Consider the following 15,816-nt stretch of genomic DNA (forward strand, 5'->3'; position numbering starts at 1 on the left):
GTCTATCCTCCTTACGCGCTCAGGCCGCCAAACAATGTCGGCACGTCGAGCGGGCGGAAACCGTAGTGGCTCATCCAGCGCACGTCGGCGTTGAAGAAGTCGCGCAGGTCCGGCATGCCGTATTTCAGCATGGCGATGCGGTCGAGGCCCATGCCCCAGGCAAAGCCCTGGTATTCATCGGGATCGAGACCGCCGGCGCGCAGAACGTTCGGGTGAACCATGCCGCAGCCGAGGATTTCCATCCAGTCCTTGCCCTCGCCGAACTTGACGATCGGGCCGGACGAGCGGTCGCATTGGATGTCGACCTCGAAGCTCGGCTCCGTGAAGGGGAAGAAGGACGGGCGGAAGCGCATGGTCACGTTGTCGACCTCGAAGAAGGTCTTGCAGAATTCTTCGAGGATCCAGCGCATGTGGCCGACATGGGCGGTCTTGTCGATCACCAGGCCTTCGACCTGGTGGAACATCGGCGAATGGGTGGCGTCACTGTCCTGGCGATAGGTCTTGCCCGGAATGACGATGCGGATCGGCGGCTTCTGTGCTTCCATGGTGCGCACCTGCACCGGCGAGGTATGGGTGCGCAGCACCTTGCGGTCGCCGTTGTCGTCGGGCTCCAGGAAGAAGGTGTCGTGCATCTCGCGGGCCGGATGGCCTTCGGGGAAGTTGAGCGCGGTGAAATTATAGTAGTCGGTCTCGATATCCGGGCCTTCGGCGATCGAGAAGCCCATGTCGGCGAAGATCGCGGTGATCTCGTCGACGATCTGGCTGATCGGATGGATGCGGCCGCGCTCGGCGGGCGAGGAGCGGACCGGCAGCGAGACGTCGACGGTCTCGGCCTTCAGCCGCGCGGTGATGGCGGCGTCCTTCAGCTCGGTCTTGCGGGCGGTGATCTTTTCGGTGACTTCGGTCTTCAGCGCGTTGATCGCAGCACCGCGCGTCTGGCGCTCTTCCGGCGTCATTGAGCCCAGCGTCTTCAGGAGGTCGGAAACCGACCCCTTCTTGCCAAGGGCTGCCAGGCGGACCGCTTCAATATCGGCCTCGTTGTCGGCTGCGGCGATGTCGGCGAGAAGCGCCGTTTTCATACTGTCGAGATCGGACATGTCCGTTTCCTGCCCTTTAAACCACCGTGGTCCCTAACGCCCCGGCATGACGACAAAATGAAAAACCCGCGCTAGCCCTGCCAGCGCGGGTTTCCCAACAATTTCTTCTTACAAAAGCTTGGGAAGCGCTGGCTTACTTGACCGCGCTTTCAAACTCGTTGGCCGTGCCGGCATCCTTGAGGTAAGCCAGTGCCTTCTTGGCAGCCGCGATCAGCGAGCCGAAGGCTGCCGGTTCGTGGATGGCCATGTCGGACAGAACCTTGCGGTCGACTTCGATGCCAGCCTTGTTCAGGCCGTCGATGAAGCGGCCGTAGGTCAGGCCGTGTTCGCGCACAGCAGCGTTGATACGCTGGATCCACAGGGCGCGGAAGTTGCGCTTGTTGACCTTGCGGTCGCGGTAGGCGAATGCCTTCGAACGATCCACAGCGGCCTTCGCGGCGCGGATCGTGTTCTTGCGGCGGCCGTAGAAGCCCTTGGCTGCCTTGAATACCTTGTTGTGCTTGGCGCGGGAAGTTACGCCACGTTTTACGCGTGCCATGTCATGATCTCCTTAAATGATCCAAAAAGCGACGAGGGTCTCAGAGACCGTTCGGCAGGTAGTTCTTGATGACCTTCTTGCCGTCAGCTTCGGAAAGAACCATCGTGCCGCGTGCATCGCGGATGAACTTGTTGGACCGCTTGATCATGCCGTGGCGCTTGCCGGCGGCGGCCGCGAGGACCTTGCCGGTGGCAGTGATCTTGAACCGCTTCTTGGCGGAGGATTTCGTCTTCATCTTGGGCATTTTGCTACTCCATTGTTCTTGTATCGAAACAGGCAGACGAATGCCCGTTTTCAAGCATAAAGAACGGCCACGGCATGCCCTGCCGGACCGTTCGGACGCGCGCTTATAACCGCTGACGGAGAAAAGCGCAACGGGTCGCATCGGGAATCTCCAACGCTCGCCGTCGATGCGAGCCCGCTACCCGCGAAGCGGCACCGACAGCCGGACCGACAGCCCGCCGAGCTGCGAGCGTCCAAGCTCCAGCGAACCGCCATAGGCCGAGAGGATCTCCGCGGTGATGGAGAGCCCGAGGCCGGAGCCGCCGTCGTCATCCCCCAGGTGCACGCCCCGCGACGGGAGGATGGCCAGGTCTGCTTCCGATGTGCCCGGACCGTCGTCCTCGACGGTCACCACCGCCGCCTCGTCCTCGGCGGTGGCCGTGATGCGAATTTCGCCCCGGGCAAACCGGGAGGCGTTGTCGAGCACATTGCCGAGCGCCTCGGCGAAATCCGCTGCATCCATATCCACGGCAAGTCCCGCGGGAATTCGGATCTGCCAGTCTATGCCGCGCGGCCCGGTGATCGGTTTCAGCACCATGACCAACTTGCCGACGAGCGGGCCGAGTTCCGTCAGGCCCATCTGCTCGACACCGAGCCTTGCCGACTGCAATTGCCGATCGGCCCGCTGGCGGATAAGATCCACCTGCTGGCGCGCGAGGTCCTTCTCATGGGGCGGAAGTTGGTCCGCAAGGTGCAGGAGCACGGTCAACGGCGTCTTGAGCCCGTGGGCCAGATCGCTGGCGCGCGCCCTTGCCCGTTCCACCGCGGTGGCGCGTTCCGTGAGCAGGAGGTTGAGCTCGCAGACGAGCGGCCCGAGTTCCGAAACGCCGACATCGTCGACCGAACTGGCCTGTCCCGCGCGCACCAGCCCGACCCGCTGTTGCAGTCGCGCCAGAGGCGCCAGTCCGACCCCGACCTGAAAGATCGCTGCCGCAACCAGAACCGCGGCACTGAGCACCAGCATCAGCGTCATTGCGCTGTGAAACTGGGCAACGGCGTCGTCGAACTCGAAACGTTCGAAGGCCGCAGACAAGGCAAAGCGCGAGGACCCGTGAGGCTCGTCGAGGGCGATCTCACGCCGGTAGACGAAAAGGTTGGCGCCATCGGGGCCTTGCGCCTCGATAAATCCGTGATCCGTCGGGACCAGCGCAGTGTTCGGCAGATCGACATCCCAAAGCGACCGCGACCGCAGAACCTCGCCCGTCTGCGCGACCACCTGCCAGTACCGCCCGCTGCCGGGAAGCGTGAAGCGGGGATCCGTCGGCGTCTTTGCGAGCAATACCTTGCCGTCGCGCAATTCGAGGCCCGCGACGAGTTGATCGACGATCCCGGACATTTCCACCCTGTAGCGCTCGGCCACATAGCCCGAAAAGACCCGGCTCAGCCCGTAACCCAGCATGAGAAGGATGAAGACGATGGCGGCGAAAGCTCCAAGGGCCAGTCGGATCCGCAGCGACGCGATCATGCGTTTTCATCCGGCACAAAGTAGCCGAAGCCGCGCCGCGTCTCGATCGCCTCCGGGTCGGTCTTGCGCCGAAGCCGGGCGACCATGGCCTCGACGGAATTCTTCGCCGCATCGTCGTCGCGTCCCTGGACGCGACGGGCGATCTCGATCGGATCGAAGACGCGGCCGGGCTCGCTGACGAGCAATTGCACGAGGCGATATTCCAGCGCGGTCAGTTCCAGCGGCCGGCCGTCATAGGTCACGCGGCGCGCCTGGTCATCGACGACGAAGCGGCCTGCCGACTTGATGGACGACGGCCGCCCGCGGGAACGGCGCAAAAGCGCCTTGAGACGCGCGACCAGTTCTTCGCTGCGGAACGGCTTCGGCAGGTAGTCGTCGGCGCCGGCCTCGAAACCGTCGACACGCTCCATCCAGGAGCCGCGCGCCGTCAGGACCATGATCGGCGTATCGACGCCTGCGGCGCGCCAGCGCTTCAGGATCGACAGACCATCCATGCCGGGCAGGCCCAGATCCAGAATGATTGCCGCATAGTCGTTGGTTTCGCCCTCGGCCCAGACTTCGGGACCCGTCGCCAGGTGGTCGACAAGGTATCCCTCGGCCTCGAGCTTGGCTTTCGTGTGCTCGGCGATATCGCGATCGTCTTCGGCAAGCAGCAGCCGCATGTCTTCACCACAACCCGAAAGGGCCGAGCGTGCGGCCGGTCTCTGCATTGAGACGCAATGTGCGCACACCGCCTTTTTCGTTCTCGACCTTCAAAATGTAAACCGATGTCTTGCCGCCGAGCTTCAAATCGACCGACAGGACACGGCCGGCACCCATGGCTTTCACCCGGCTCAGAATCTCGCGTAGCGGCAGAATGCGGCCGTCGCGAACGGCATCGCGCGCTTCGACATGGTCCGCGTCATCCCGCTTGTCGGCGTTGCCCTGATCCTTGCCACCATCGTCCTTGCCGCCGTCGCCGCCACCATCCTCGCCGCCATCGTCTCCGCCATCGTCGCCACCGTCGTCTCCGCCATCGTCGCCACCGTCGTCTCCGCCTTCGTCACCACCGTCATCTCCGCCATCCTCGGCGAACGCCGGATTGACAGGCAGCAGCGTACCGGCGCTGGGCAGCGCCGCCAGCAACAACAGCAGGAAATCTCGCCTGTCCATGGTTCTCACATGTTCGTTTCATCTTGGCTGCGCGATCCGCGTCGAGACTAGCGACTGTCGGGCCGAAGCGCCACTGCAACGCAAGGACCCCGCCCGGTTACGGGCGGGGTGAAACAGCTGCGGCGCCGGCGGCTGCGCCGCAGCCGCTTCAACGGACCTCAGTGTGCCGGAACGATGGTCACGGCAGTCACCGAATTGCGCGGCGCGTTGATCGTCACTGCGGTCCGATTGTGTTCCTTCTCGATTTCCAGATCCAGGCGGCGCCCCGTCTGGTCGATGGCAACCATCGAGCCGTTCGCCAGCCCACGCAACTGGGCGTCAGTGACCACAAGGCTGGTGCGGTCGTCGCGACCCTGGTCGGCATTCACGCCCGTCGTGTCGACATCGTCATCGGCGCCATTGTCGTCGACGCCGTTGTCATCCGTCGAATCGTCATCCGCACCGTTGTCGTCGTCGCCATGGTCGTCGGTGCCATTGTCGTTATCGTCGTTGCCGTTTTCGTTGTCGTCATTTCCGTTGTCGTCATTGCCGCCATTGTCATTGTCGTCGCCCCCATTGTCGTCATCGGCCATGGCGGCAGACAGGATCGAGGCGCCTATAGGGGCCGAAATCGTGGAGACCAGCGCCGGCGCAATGGTCAGCGAGAAGAGGGCGGCGGTGGAGACAAGCAGGTTTCTGCGCAGCAAGTTGAACATTTTTTCCTCCGGTTTGCAGCGATGAACTCGATGAAGAGCATCATGCGTCCGGGGTACTGACAGTTCACCGCGCCCGACTGTCAGCCAATTGTCAGCACAGCGCATGAAAAAGCCGCCCGGAGGCGGCTTGGTTCATCGCGGAAATGAAAGCCCGGCTCACTTCGGAGCAAGCACCATCATCATCTGTCGGCCTTCAAGCTTCGGCTCGGCCTCGACCTTGGCGATGGTGACGGTATCTTCCTTCACCTGCTGCAGAAGCTTCATGCCGAGTTCCTGGTGGGCCATTTCGCGGCCGCGGAACTTGAGCGTCACCTTGACCTTGTCACCCTCTTCGAAGAAGCGGTTCATGGCCCTCATCTTCACCTCATAGTCATGGGTGTCGATGTTCGGACGCATCTTGATTTCCTTGACCTCGACGATCTTCTGCTTCCTGCGCGCTTCGGCCGCCTTCTTCTGGTTGGCGAATTTCAGCTTGCCGAGGTCCAGGATCTTGCAGACGGGCGGCTCGGCATGGGGGGAGATCTCGACGAGATCAAGACCCGCCTCTTCCGCCATCCTGAGCGCCTCTTCCGTCGGCACGATGCCGAGGTTCAAGCCTTCGTCATTGATAAGCTGGACCCGGGGAATCCGGATCTCCCGATTGGAGCGCGGCCCTTCCTTGACAGGGGCATCGGCTTTGAAAGGTCTGCGAATGGTCGTATTCTCCTACATTATTGCGGATGACTGTAACGCCTGCCTGCGCGAACGTCGCGCGTTCGCGCTATTTGGCCATTACAGATTTCGAAGTCAATAACACGCTTCGTACGGAAAATCACCTGCTGTCCGTCACTTCGCGAATCTGTTTTACAGAGCCTGTTCAACCACGGAGCCGCCCATGACCTCCCCCCTCTCGCGCCGAGCGCTCAGACAATCACCGTCGGCCGGGACGAGGATGCACGCGACATCGCCATCATCGCCCGCTCTGCTGCCACAACGACCGCGCCCAACAGCCCTGCGCTCCTTTGGCTCGGCGGCTACCGCTCCGACATGAGCGGCACGAAGGCCCTCGAAATGGACGCGCTCGCGGCGGAAAAGGGCCTGGCGTCAATCCGTTTCGACTATTCCGGCCACGGCGCCTCGGGTGGCGAATTTCGCCGGGGCACGATTTCCCGATGGCTGGAAGAGACACGCGCCGTCATCGACCATGTCGCCCCGCCGAGCCTCGTGGTGGTCGGCTCGTCCATGGGCGGCTGGATCGCGCTGCGGCTGGCACAGGAGCTTGCCAGGAGCGGCACCGGACCGCGGCTCGCCGGCATGGTGCTGATCGCGCCTGCACCCGACTTCACTCTCGATCTGATCGAACCGAACCTTTCCGATGCCGAGCGGGCGTCGCTTGCCGAGCGCGGCTATTTCGAGGAACCCTCGGAATACAGCCCAGAGCCCAACATATTCACCCGCGCCCTGATCAAGGACGGCCGCCTCAACCGCGTGCTGACGGGCATCATCGAAACTGGTTGCCCGGTGCATATCCTGCAGGGCATGGCCGATCCCGACGTCCCCTATCGTCACGCGCTCAAACTCATGGAATTCCTGCCGGCCGACGATGTCGTGCTCACTCTGGTGCGCGATGGCGACCATCGGCTGTCGCGCCCAGAGGACATCGCGAGGATGAAGGCGGCGATCCTTGCCATGATCGATGCGGAGCACGCGCCGGATCTGTAGCATTTTAACCATAGTTGACAAATCCCTAACGCGCGGTCGGCAGCGCGATTGACTCGAGACCCGCTTGGACCTTAACGTTTTGTTAAGGATTTAGGGGACGAGTTCATGATGAACCGATCGCGCGCTTTCGCCGCTTTGCTTCTGGTGCTCGGCGTTTCGGCGCCGGCCGGCAACGGCTTCACGGCACCCAAGCCACAGTTGTCGATGGTGACGGGCAGCGTGACTTCGCAGCCGATCGGCCACTACGAGTTCTGCCGTCTCAATCGCGACGAGTGCAACGTAAAGAGCAAGCCTGGCACCTTGCCACGGCTGACCCCGCGCGGCTGGGACGTGGTCCGCGACATCAACACCAGCGTCAACGCTGCCATCACGCCAGCCACCGATGCCGAAGTCTATGGTCGCGAAGAGGTCTGGGCCTATCCAGCCGACGCCGGCGATTGCGAGGACTTCGTCCTGCTGAAGCGCGAAAAGCTGATGAAGGCGGGCTTCTCTCCCGCCGATCTCCTGATCACCGTGGTGCGCAAGCCCGATGGCGAAGGCCACGCGGTGCTGACGCTGCGTAGCGCCCAGGGCGATTTCATCCTCGACAACCTGGTCAACGACGTAAAGCTTTGGACCGAGACCCCCTATAGCTACCTCAAGCGCCAGGCGAGCTTCGACACCGGTCGCTGGGTCACCATCGAGAACGGCACGACCGACGTCATGGTTGGCGCGCTTAATTAGGACGGGTTCGCCGGTCCTTCCGCCTCGGGACGCAGGGGCGGCAATCGGGACAGCCCGATCATCGCCACAAGGGCAACGGCCCCCATCAACACCAGGCAGCCGATCGCGGCCGCCACGCCGATTTCCTCATTGACGAAAATGATGGTGACGGGAGCGGCCGCGGACAGGACCATACGGATTCCCGACAGCGTGCCCATGGTGCGCCCGTAGCCGGTCGTGCCGAAATAGTGCAACGGCAGGACGCCGCGAATGATCGACGTCAGCCCCTGCCCGATGCCGAAGAAGACGGCGAAGACCAGCGCGATGGCGACCGCCGGATAAAGCGCCGCGGCAAACAGCAGCGCCAGCGAGAGGAAGATTGCTCCCGTGGCGATCAGCCCGGTCACGGGCGGGGAAAGCACGCCCCGACGCGCATATTCGATCACGCGCGCCGCAACCTGGGACGGCCCGATGAGACTGCCGGTCAGGGTTGCGACCGCCGGCGTGAAGCCCACGTCGCCGAGCAGCACCAGAAGCGAGGCACCCATGGCCGAGAGAACGAAGCCGCCCGCCGAGAGGCTGATGGCCATCAGGACGAGATGGGGCCGGCGGCTGGCGATGCCGACATCACCGGCGTCCGCCTCAGCCCTCGCCGACGCCACCGGCGCCTGGCGATAGGACGGCCAGAGCGCGTGCACCGGAAGGGCCAGCACCAGGTTGAGCCCCGCCAGCACCAGATAGACTTCGCGCCAGGTCATCATCGTCAGCAGCCACTGGATCAGCGGCCAGAACACGGTCGAGGCAAAGCCGGCGACCAGCGTCACCAGGGTGATCTGGCTGCGGGCCTCCTGGCCGTGACGCTGCGCCAGGGCGGCAAAGCCCGCATCGTACTGAACCGCGATGGACACGAATTCCGCCGCCAGCGTCACGGCGGCGAACTGCCAGCCGTTCTGAACCATGGAGAGGCCGGCAAGCGCTGCGGCCGCGAGGATCGATCCGAATGTCAGCACCGGCCGTGCTCCGAACCGGTCGATCAGCCGTCCGATGATCGGCGCGGACACGGCGCCTCCCAGGAGTCCGACAGAAAAGACCGCGAAGACAAAGCTCTGCGACCAGCCGAATTCGCGGGCGATTTCGGGAGCAAGGATCGAGAAAGAATAGTAGAGCGTGCCATAACCGACGGTCATGGAAACGCCCATGCCGAGGGTGGCCGGAGAAGGTTTCATGATGACGCCGCTACGCTATTCGCGTTGCAGCGTCATGACAAGGATCAACCGTGACCGATCAGGATGCCAGCCGCCAGCACCAGCGAGCCGCCGAGCACGACCTGCATGGCCGCCCGCAGGAAGGGCGTTTCCATATACTTGTTCTGGATGAAGGCGATCGCCCAAAGTTCGAAGAAGACAATCACGCCGGCGGTGATCGTTGCGGTCCAGAAATGCGGAATGAGATAAGGCAGCGCGTGACCGAGGCCACCCAGCGTCGTCATGATGCCCGAGGCCAGGCCGCGCTTGAGCGGCGAGCCGCGACCGGACAACTTGCCGTCGTCGTGGGCTGCCTCGGTGAAGCCCATGGATATGCCGGCACCGACCGAGGCGGACAGGCCGACGAGAAAGGTCTGCCAGGTATCACCGGTGGCGAAGGCGGCGGCAAAGATCGGCGCGAGCGTCGAGACCGATCCGTCCATCAGCCCGGCGAGCCCCGGCTGGACATAAGTCAGCACGAACTGGCGGTGCGAGGTCGCATCCTCCTCGCTCTTGACATCCTCCGGCGTGTGGCGCTCCCCGAGCATGGAGGCGATCTCCTCATGCCCCTGCTCGACCATCGCGAGATCGCCTAGAAGCTTGCGGGTCGCGGCATCGGTCGTGCGTTGCGCGGCCTCGACATAGAAGCGATAGGCGCCCTGCTCCATCGTCTCCGCCTCGGTCCGGATCTGATCAAGGCTCTGGTTGGCGCGCAGCCAGTCGGGCTTGCGGTCGTAGAAGTCGCGGACATGCTCACGGCGGATCAGCGGAATACGCTCGCCGAAGCGCTGGCGATGCATCTCGATCAGCTGGTTGCGGTGGGTGTGCTCGACCTCGGCCATGTCCTCGAACACCTTGGCCGATTGCGGATACTGCTCGCGCAACTGATCGGCATAGGCAAGGTAGATGCGCGCATCGTCCTCTTCCGAGGAAATGGCGAGCGCCAGGATTTCCTGTTCGCTCAGGCTGGAGAAGGAGCGTTTGGGCGAAGTAAAAAAGCGCGCGAGCATCAGTGCCTATCCTGTTCTTTATAATTGTTCTAAACTTATTGCGTCGCGTTTTCCGGGTCAAGCGGTCCCGGTGCCGCACCCCCGCATCTGGCGTGAGCGCTCGCGCGATGCGAAGATCGGTCCGAGGCGCCTGTTTGACGACCGCATCATGATCGGCAACAAGCGTCAAGTTGATGAACGACAATACAAGGAAATGGCGATGCAGGACGATCTCGTCGGCCGCGCGGCTCACCGAGCGGACATCACGGCGCGGGCCGAAAGGCAGATGGCGGCGATCGGCGTCGATCCGGCCTTCATCGACCGGCTGGTCGAAACCTTTTATGGCCGGATCCAGTCCCACGCGAATCTCGGTCCGGTGTTCGAAAGCCGCCTCTCCGGACGCTGGCCGGAACACCTCACGAAGATGAAAGCCTTCTGGGCTTCGGTCGGCTTCAAGAACGGTGCCTATGGCGGCAAGCCGGTCCAGGCCCATCATGGCATCGCTGGCGTTACCGAAGGCCTGTTCATCGAGTGGCTGGTGCTGTTTCGCCAGACGCTCGTGGACATGGAGGCGACGGAGGAAGCCCAGGCATGGTTCATGGCGACGGCCGAACGCATCGCCCGCAGCCTCGTGCTCGCCCTGTTCTACAATCCGGCTCTCGACGACCCGGCCCGGCGCGCCCAGCCCTCGGGCTGAGCGGGCCTGAAACCGCCCCGCCGCCAAAAAGCCTGGCGCAGCTTTCGCAAGCTTCGCGCGCCGTCCACGCAATTTTCCGCAAGCATAACCGCCAAAGCACGCAATTCCTGCAGCTTCCGGGCTTGCGTGAACGGGTCATCATCGCTAGACCCGCCCGCGGAGGAGGATGAGACCATTATAGGAAACAACCAAGGCTAGAGATCATGAACCGCCGTAAATTCTTCCAGCAGGCCGGCGCCGCCGGCTTGGGTGCTGCCGCCTCCGTTGCGCTTGCCGCTCCCGCGATCGCCCAGGAAAACCCCAAGCTCAACTGGCGCTTGACCTCGTCCTTCCCGAAAAGCCTCGACATCATCTTCGGCGCGGCCACCGACATCGCGCAAAGCGTCTCTGAGGCAACCGGCGGCAATTTCACCATCACCCCCTTTGCCGCGGGCGAGATCGTGCCGCCGCTGCAGGCCGCCGATGCCGTCGCTGCCGGCACCGTCGAGATGGCGCATACCTGCTGCTACTATTACATCGGCAAGGATCCGACGTTTGCGCTCGGCACCGCGATCCCGTTCGGCCTGAACGCCCGCATGACCAATGCGTGGTTCACCGCCGGCGGCGGCAACGAATTGCTCAACGAGTTTCTTGCCGGTCACAAGCTCTATGCGCTGCCGGCCGGCAATACGGGTGCCCAGATGGGCGGCTGGTACCGCAAGGAAATCAAGACCATCGACGATCTCAAGGGCCTGAAAATGCGCATTGCCGGCCTTGCCGGCGAAGTGATGAGCAAGGTCGGCGTCACACCGCAGCAGATCGCCGGATCGGACGTCTACGCGGCGCTCGAAAAGGGCACGATCGACGCCACCGAATTCGTCGGTCCCTATGACGATCTGAAGCTCGGCTTCTACAAGGTCGCCAATTATTACTACTATCCGGCCTGGTGGGAAGGTGGCCCGGCCGTTCACGCCTTCTTCAATTCCGACAAGTTCAACGAGCTGCCGGCAAACTACAAGCGTATCCTCACCGACGCCTGCGCGGCGGCCAATGCCAACATGCTCGCCCGCTACGATGCCTCCAATGCCGCAGCCCTTCGCCAGTTGGTCGCGCAGGGCACAGAGCTTCGCGCCTTCGGCTCGGACATCCTCGACGTGTGCCACAAGGCGGCGCTGGAGACCTATGCCGATCTCAGCGCCAAGAACGAGAGCTTCAAGATGCTCTACGACAGCCAGCAGGCCTTCAAGAAGGACGCCTATCTGTGGGCCCAGGTCGCTGAGTATGGCTTCGACACCTACATGATGATCCAACAACGCCAGGGCAAGCTCTGAAAACCATGCCGCCTGCGACTTGAGCAGACCTTCGCCTCGGACAGCCCTGTCCGGGGCTTTTCTTCGGCCAGACAACACACGCCGACGCCAGTGTTGAGCGAGGTAGATTAGTTCGAGTTTTATATATTAGGTATTTGTTATTTCGGATGTTTTAGGCTCCTGACTGTGTTCGTTGCGTGGAGTCCAAGAATTGCGTCTATCCATAGTCTTTGCCGCGTTTTTCCTGTCGTTTTTCCAGGCTGTTCCGGCCTTCGCCGAAGGGTGGATCGTCTCCAAGGTCCGGCAGCCGGCCAAATACACGACCGACAAAGCGACCTGGGAACGGGTCCAGGAAGGAATGGAGATGCCGGCGGGCGCCTGGATCCATACAGGACCGCGCGGCCGGGTCCTCCTCTCCCACGACGACGACATGGTGACGGTGCAACCCGGCACGATGGCCGCAATCTTCGCAAGGGACAGGGCCGGCAAGAAGTTCGAAATCGCACAGCAGATCGGCGAAATCGTCGTCGACTTCGAGAAGCGTGACGGACGCAATCTGACAGTGCAGACGCCGTTTCTGGCTGCAGTTGTCAAGGGCACGCAATTCACAGTGCAGGTCGACCGGCGCGGCGCCACGCTTGGTGTCTCGCGCGGAGTCGTCGGCGTCACCGATCCCCGACGCGGTCAGTCGGTCGATGTTCGACCAGGCCAATCGGTCGCGGTCTCGCCGAGTGCGCCAGGCTCGCTCGCCGTCGCTGGGCCCGGCCCCAAGGCGCCTGTCGTCAACGCTCCGGTCACCAGCCCGGCCGTGCGCAGCGTCGACACAATGCCCGGGTCAAAAGAGGGTAAGGCCAACGCAGGTAAGGCGGGGGCTGGGAATGGTAATGTGAACGGAAACGGAAACGGCAACGGAAACGGGAACGGGAACGGGAACGGGAACGGGAACGGGAACGGGAACGGGAACGGGAACGGGAACGGGAACGGGAACGGGAACGGGAACGGGAACGGGAACGGGAACGGGAACGGGAACGGGAACGGGAACGGGAACGGGAACGGGAACGGGAACGGGAACGGGAACGGGAGAAACAGATGAGCGGAACAGATTAATCAAGGCCTCATGCCTTCCGGGGACGACTTTTTCGGTCGCTAGAAAGTAGAAGATGCTGAAAGCTGCCTTTCCCTTCCGCCGACTTCTTGTTCTGGCCAGCCTGTTGTGCGTCGTTGCCAGTTTTTCCGGCCTTGGAGTCTTCAAGCGGTTCGACGCAGGGGTGACCGCCTGGCGCATGGCTGCCATGCCACGCGGGGCGACGGGCGATGTGGTCTTCGTCGCCATCGACAAGCAGAGCCTGGATGAAATCGGCGTCTGGCCCTGGGACCGGTCGATCTATGCCCGCCTGATCGACGCGCTCGCCAGGGCCGAGGCCCGCGACATCTTCCTCGACATCGATTTCAGTTCCCGTTCCTCCGAAGCCGGCGACCAGGCCCTGGCAAGGGCGCTTGCGGATGCCGGTGGCGGCGTTATTCTGCCGACCTTCACGCAATACCGCACGAGCGGCGACCGATCCGGCGCGACAGACGTCACGGCGCCCCACCCGATCTTCGCCGATCATGCCTGGACGGCCAGCGCCAGTGTGCGGGCAGATGCCGACGGCGTCGTGCGAAGGTTCGCCTATGGCGAGGAGCAGGCCGGCGAATTCGTCATGTCGGTGCCCGCCGCGCTGGCCGGCAGGGCCGACAGGAGCTTGCCGCCCTTCGTCATCGACTTTTCCATCGACCCCGAACGCCTCCTCTCCTATTCGGTGATCGACGTGGTCGCCGGCAGGGTCGATCCCGCCGCCTTCCGGGACAAGATCGTCGTCGTCGGGGCGGCCGCAATCGAATTGAAGGACAATTTCCTCGTGCCGGTGCATGGTCTGGTCTCGGGCCCGACACTCCAGATCATCGCCACGGAAACGCTGCTGCAGGACCGGACGCTGACGCCCTTGCGGGCCTGGCCCCTGCTGGTGGTGTGCAGTGCGCTGGGGTTTTTCGCCCTGTCGCCGCGGCGAAGCCTGCGTCTGCAATCCCTGCTCATCGGGACGGCCGTGACCGCGCTGGAAGCGACCGGCCTCTGGCTGCAATCGGCCCATGGCCTCCTCTTGCCCACTGTTGCGAGCCTGGCCTTTCTCGGCCTGATCGTCATCACCCGTATCCTCGAAGAGCTCGACCTGAGAAGCTGGCTGCTGCGGCTCGCATCGGTCGAGGCCGACAACAGCCGCAGCCTGCTCGGTCAGGTCATCAGCGACAGTGCCGATGCAATTCTCGTCGTCGACGAGGACGGAATCCTGATTGCGCACAGCGCACGGATTGCCGACGTGCTGCCCGAGCTTGCCTCGCTCGGGGACGGCGAGGCGGTCGCAGCCGTGCTGCCGGAAGAATGGCGCCGCCACATCGCCGCGGCGATTGCTGACCTGCGCCAGGACCGCGACCAGCCGGCGGACCTCAGGGAGATTTCGCTCGGCGAAGGCGCGAAGGCCAGGACGATCGAATACACGATCACCGCCTCGCAAAGGGCGCTTGCGGACGGCAAGAGCCGCCGCGGCGACGACCACAGCTTCGTCGCCTGCATTACCGCACGCGACATTACCGAACGCCGGCGGCAGGAGCAGCGGATCGGCTTCCTGTCGCGCCATGACGTGTTGACCGGCGCACTGCGCAGCTCGGCCTTCGTCAACGAGATAAACGACAGACTGAAAGCCGCGCCGCCTGCGGGGGCCGTCTATGCGGTCTACGCCGTCAACCTGCACCGTTTCAAGACCATCAACTCCACGCTCGGTCGCTCCAAGGGCGACGCTCTGCTCAAGGCGGTCGTGCGCCGCCTGAAATCGCTCGACGACCGACTGTCGTCCATCGGACGTCTCGGCGGCGACACCTTCTCCACCTTCACCGTTACGCCCGTCAGCCCACAGGAGGCCCGATCGCTCGCGGACGCGATCGTGGCTGCCCTTTGCACGCCCTTCGCCGTCGCCGATGCCAAGGCCCAGCTCGGTGTACGTATCGGCATGGTGTTCAGCACGGAAGGTGCTGCCGCCGATGGCGCAGCGCTGGTCGCGCAGGCGGAACTGGCGCTTGACGACGCCCGCCGCACCAATGGCAACGGGCTGGTGGAGTTCGATCCGGAGAGCGGTACCCGCCATGCGATGACGCGGCGGATCGAGGCGGAACTCTGGCATGCTCTCGAAAGGGACGAGGTCCGGCTGTTCTACCAGCCTCAGGTGCGCCTTGGGGACGGCAAGTTGATCGGCGCCGAAGCCCTGATGCGCTGGCGCCATCCCGAACTCGGTTTCATCTCGCCGCAGGTCTTCATCGAAATCGCCGAGGCAAACGGCTTTATCGAACAACTCGGCGCCTTTGCCATGCTCCAAGCATGCCGCGACGCGCTGACCTTTCGCCCGGACCTCACCGTCGCTGTCAACGTCTCGCCGCTGCAATTGCAGCGCGGCGACATCGTCGGGACGGTCAGGCAAGCGCTACGGCAAAGCGGACTTCGGCCCGATCGGCTGCAGATCGAAATCACCGAGTCGACCTTTCTCAACCCCTCCGACGAAATGCTGGAGAAGCTCTCTGCCCTGAAGGCGCTCGGTGTCTCGATCGCGCTGGACGACTTCGGCACCGGTTATTCCTCCTTCGGCTATCTCGCTCGCTTCCCGCTCGACAAGATCAAGGTCGACCAGATGTTCGTGCGCACCCTGATCGACAATACCGCGAGCCAGGCAATCGTCCATTCGGTGAAGGCGCTGTGCCGAGGTCTCGGCATCGCCATGATTTGCGAAGGTGTCGAAACGCAGGAGGAAGCGGCCTTCCTTCGAAAGATGGGTTGTGAACAGGCCCAAGGCTATCTGTTCGGCAGGCCTCAACCGGCCGAAGACCTCATCCGGCTGGCGGACAGCGAAACCGTGCCGCTCCCGCTGGCCGCGCGCGCTTGA

The 15,816-nt window shown here is 63.4% G+C and carries 16 protein-coding genes; 6 read left to right on the forward strand and 10 right to left on the reverse strand.

Annotation, left to right across the window (positions count from 1 at the left end):
• Positions 1-11: 11 nt before the first annotated feature.
• The 8 genes from pheS to infC form a co-directional block, all read right to left on the reverse strand.
• Positions 12-1,097 (reverse strand): phenylalanine--tRNA ligase subunit alpha, encoded by a 1,086-nt coding sequence (pheS, locus tag ACWPVA_RS15380; protein ID WP_454288518.1) that lies wholly within the window; start codon positions 1,095-1,097, stop codon positions 12-14.
• A 133-nt stretch (positions 1,098-1,230) separates the two neighbouring features.
• The gene (rplT, locus tag ACWPVA_RS15385; protein WP_028738671.1) at positions 1,231-1,635 is read right to left on the reverse strand and encodes a 50S ribosomal protein L20; all 405 of its coding nucleotides are present in this window, start codon (positions 1,633-1,635) and stop codon (positions 1,231-1,233) included.
• Between the two features lie 40 nt (positions 1,636-1,675).
• On the reverse strand, positions 1,676-1,879 hold the full coding sequence (rpmI, locus tag ACWPVA_RS15390; RefSeq protein WP_028738670.1) for a 50S ribosomal protein L35: 204 nt from the start codon (positions 1,877-1,879) through the stop codon (positions 1,676-1,678).
• A gap of 177 nt (positions 1,880-2,056) precedes the next feature.
• The gene (locus tag ACWPVA_RS15395; RefSeq protein ID WP_454288519.1) at positions 2,057-3,382 is read right to left on the reverse strand and encodes a sensor histidine kinase; all 1,326 of its coding nucleotides are present in this window, start codon (positions 3,380-3,382) and stop codon (positions 2,057-2,059) included.
• Positions 3,379-4,044 (reverse strand): response regulator transcription factor, encoded by a 666-nt coding sequence (locus ACWPVA_RS15400; protein WP_454288520.1) that lies wholly within the window; start codon positions 4,042-4,044, stop codon positions 3,379-3,381. The genes ACWPVA_RS15395 and ACWPVA_RS15400 overlap by 4 nt, the downstream gene beginning before the upstream one ends.
• 4 nt (positions 4,045-4,048) lie before the next feature.
• Complete coding sequence (locus ACWPVA_RS15405; protein WP_454288521.1) at positions 4,049-4,534, reverse strand: PepSY domain-containing protein; 486 nt, start codon at positions 4,532-4,534, stop codon at positions 4,049-4,051.
• A gap of 158 nt (positions 4,535-4,692) precedes the next feature.
• Positions 4,693-5,229: a hypothetical protein gene (locus ACWPVA_RS15410; RefSeq protein WP_454288522.1), complete on the reverse strand. Its 537-nt coding sequence runs from the start codon at positions 5,227-5,229 to the stop codon at positions 4,693-4,695.
• A 156-nt stretch (positions 5,230-5,385) separates the two neighbouring features.
• Positions 5,386-5,922: a translation initiation factor IF-3 gene (infC, locus tag ACWPVA_RS15415; RefSeq protein WP_454289605.1), complete on the reverse strand. Its 537-nt coding sequence runs from the start codon at positions 5,920-5,922 to the stop codon at positions 5,386-5,388.
• A gap of 333 nt (positions 5,923-6,255) precedes the next feature.
• On the opposite strand from infC, the gene ACWPVA_RS15420 reads away from it, so the two are divergent.
• Both ACWPVA_RS15420 and ACWPVA_RS15425 read left to right on the forward strand, forming a co-directional pair.
• Entirely contained in the window at positions 6,256-6,930 is a 675-nt protein-coding gene (locus ACWPVA_RS15420) for an alpha/beta hydrolase (protein ID WP_454288523.1), read from the forward strand.
• A gap of 105 nt (positions 6,931-7,035) precedes the next feature.
• Positions 7,036-7,653 (forward strand): transglutaminase-like cysteine peptidase, encoded by a 618-nt coding sequence (locus ACWPVA_RS15425; protein ID WP_454288524.1) that lies wholly within the window; start codon positions 7,036-7,038, stop codon positions 7,651-7,653.
• Here ACWPVA_RS15425 and ACWPVA_RS15430 read toward each other — a convergent pair.
• Together ACWPVA_RS15430 and mbfA are read right to left on the reverse strand one after the other, a co-directional pair.
• On the reverse strand, positions 7,650-8,858 hold the full coding sequence (locus ACWPVA_RS15430; protein WP_454288525.1) for an MFS transporter: 1,209 nt from the start codon (positions 8,856-8,858) through the stop codon (positions 7,650-7,652). The genes ACWPVA_RS15425 and ACWPVA_RS15430 overlap by 4 nt on opposite strands.
• Before the next feature lie 44 nt (positions 8,859-8,902).
• Positions 8,903-9,886: an iron exporter MbfA gene (mbfA, locus tag ACWPVA_RS15435; RefSeq protein WP_454288526.1), complete on the reverse strand. Its 984-nt coding sequence runs from the start codon at positions 9,884-9,886 to the stop codon at positions 8,903-8,905.
• A gap of 199 nt (positions 9,887-10,085) precedes the next feature.
• Between mbfA and ACWPVA_RS15440 the strand changes: the two genes are divergently transcribed.
• The 4 genes from ACWPVA_RS15440 (at position 10,086) to ACWPVA_RS15455 (ending at position 15,816) form a co-directional block, all read left to right on the forward strand.
• The gene (locus ACWPVA_RS15440; protein WP_454289606.1) at positions 10,086-10,562 is read left to right on the forward strand and encodes a group III truncated hemoglobin; all 477 of its coding nucleotides are present in this window, start codon (positions 10,086-10,088) and stop codon (positions 10,560-10,562) included.
• A gap of 203 nt (positions 10,563-10,765) precedes the next feature.
• On the forward strand, positions 10,766-11,872 hold the full coding sequence (locus ACWPVA_RS15445; RefSeq protein WP_454288527.1) for a TRAP transporter substrate-binding protein: 1,107 nt from the start codon (positions 10,766-10,768) through the stop codon (positions 11,870-11,872).
• Between the two features lie 190 nt (positions 11,873-12,062).
• On the forward strand, positions 12,063-12,944 hold the full coding sequence (locus tag ACWPVA_RS15450; protein WP_454288528.1) for a FecR domain-containing protein: 882 nt from the start codon (positions 12,063-12,065) through the stop codon (positions 12,942-12,944).
• A gap of 67 nt (positions 12,945-13,011) precedes the next feature.
• Positions 13,012-15,816, forward strand: a complete 2,805-nt coding sequence (locus tag ACWPVA_RS15455) for an EAL domain-containing protein (RefSeq protein ID WP_454288529.1) — start codon at positions 13,012-13,014, stop codon at positions 15,814-15,816.

Source organism: Rhizobium arsenicireducens (assembly GCF_964021225.1).

Bases quoted from the DNA above. Each gene is read 5' to 3' on its own strand.
- pheS (WP_454288518.1), bottom strand. From the start codon at position 1,097: ATGTCCGATCTCGACAGTATGAAAACGGCGCTTCTCGCCGACATCGCC.
- rplT (WP_028738671.1), bottom strand. From the start codon at position 1,635: ATGGCACGCGTAAAACGTGGCGTAACTTCCCGCGCCAAGCACAACAAG.
- rpmI (WP_028738670.1), bottom strand. From the start codon at position 1,879: ATGCCCAAGATGAAGACGAAATCCTCCGCCAAGAAGCGGTTCAAGATC.
- ACWPVA_RS15395 (WP_454288519.1), bottom strand. From the start codon at position 3,382: ATGATCGCGTCGCTGCGGATCCGACTGGCCCTTGGAGCTTTCGCCGCC.
- ACWPVA_RS15400 (WP_454288520.1), bottom strand. From the start codon at position 4,044: ATGCGGCTGCTGCTTGCCGAAGACGATCGCGATATCGCCGAGCACACG.
- ACWPVA_RS15405 (WP_454288521.1), bottom strand. From the start codon at position 4,534: ATGGACAGGCGAGATTTCCTGCTGTTGTTGCTGGCGGCGCTGCCCAGC.
- ACWPVA_RS15410 (WP_454288522.1), bottom strand. From the start codon at position 5,229: ATGTTCAACTTGCTGCGCAGAAACCTGCTTGTCTCCACCGCCGCCCTC.
- ACWPVA_RS15420 (WP_454288523.1), top strand. From the start codon at position 6,256: ATGAGCGGCACGAAGGCCCTCGAAATGGACGCGCTCGCGGCGGAAAAG.
- ACWPVA_RS15425 (WP_454288524.1), top strand. From the start codon at position 7,036: ATGATGAACCGATCGCGCGCTTTCGCCGCTTTGCTTCTGGTGCTCGGC.
- ACWPVA_RS15430 (WP_454288525.1), bottom strand. From the start codon at position 8,858: ATGAAACCTTCTCCGGCCACCCTCGGCATGGGCGTTTCCATGACCGTC.
- mbfA (WP_454288526.1), bottom strand. From the start codon at position 9,886: ATGCTCGCGCGCTTTTTTACTTCGCCCAAACGCTCCTTCTCCAGCCTG.
- ACWPVA_RS15440 (WP_454289606.1), top strand. From the start codon at position 10,086: ATGCAGGACGATCTCGTCGGCCGCGCGGCTCACCGAGCGGACATCACG.
- ACWPVA_RS15445 (WP_454288527.1), top strand. From the start codon at position 10,766: ATGAACCGCCGTAAATTCTTCCAGCAGGCCGGCGCCGCCGGCTTGGGT.
- ACWPVA_RS15455 (WP_454288529.1), top strand. From the start codon at position 13,012: ATGCTGAAAGCTGCCTTTCCCTTCCGCCGACTTCTTGTTCTGGCCAGC.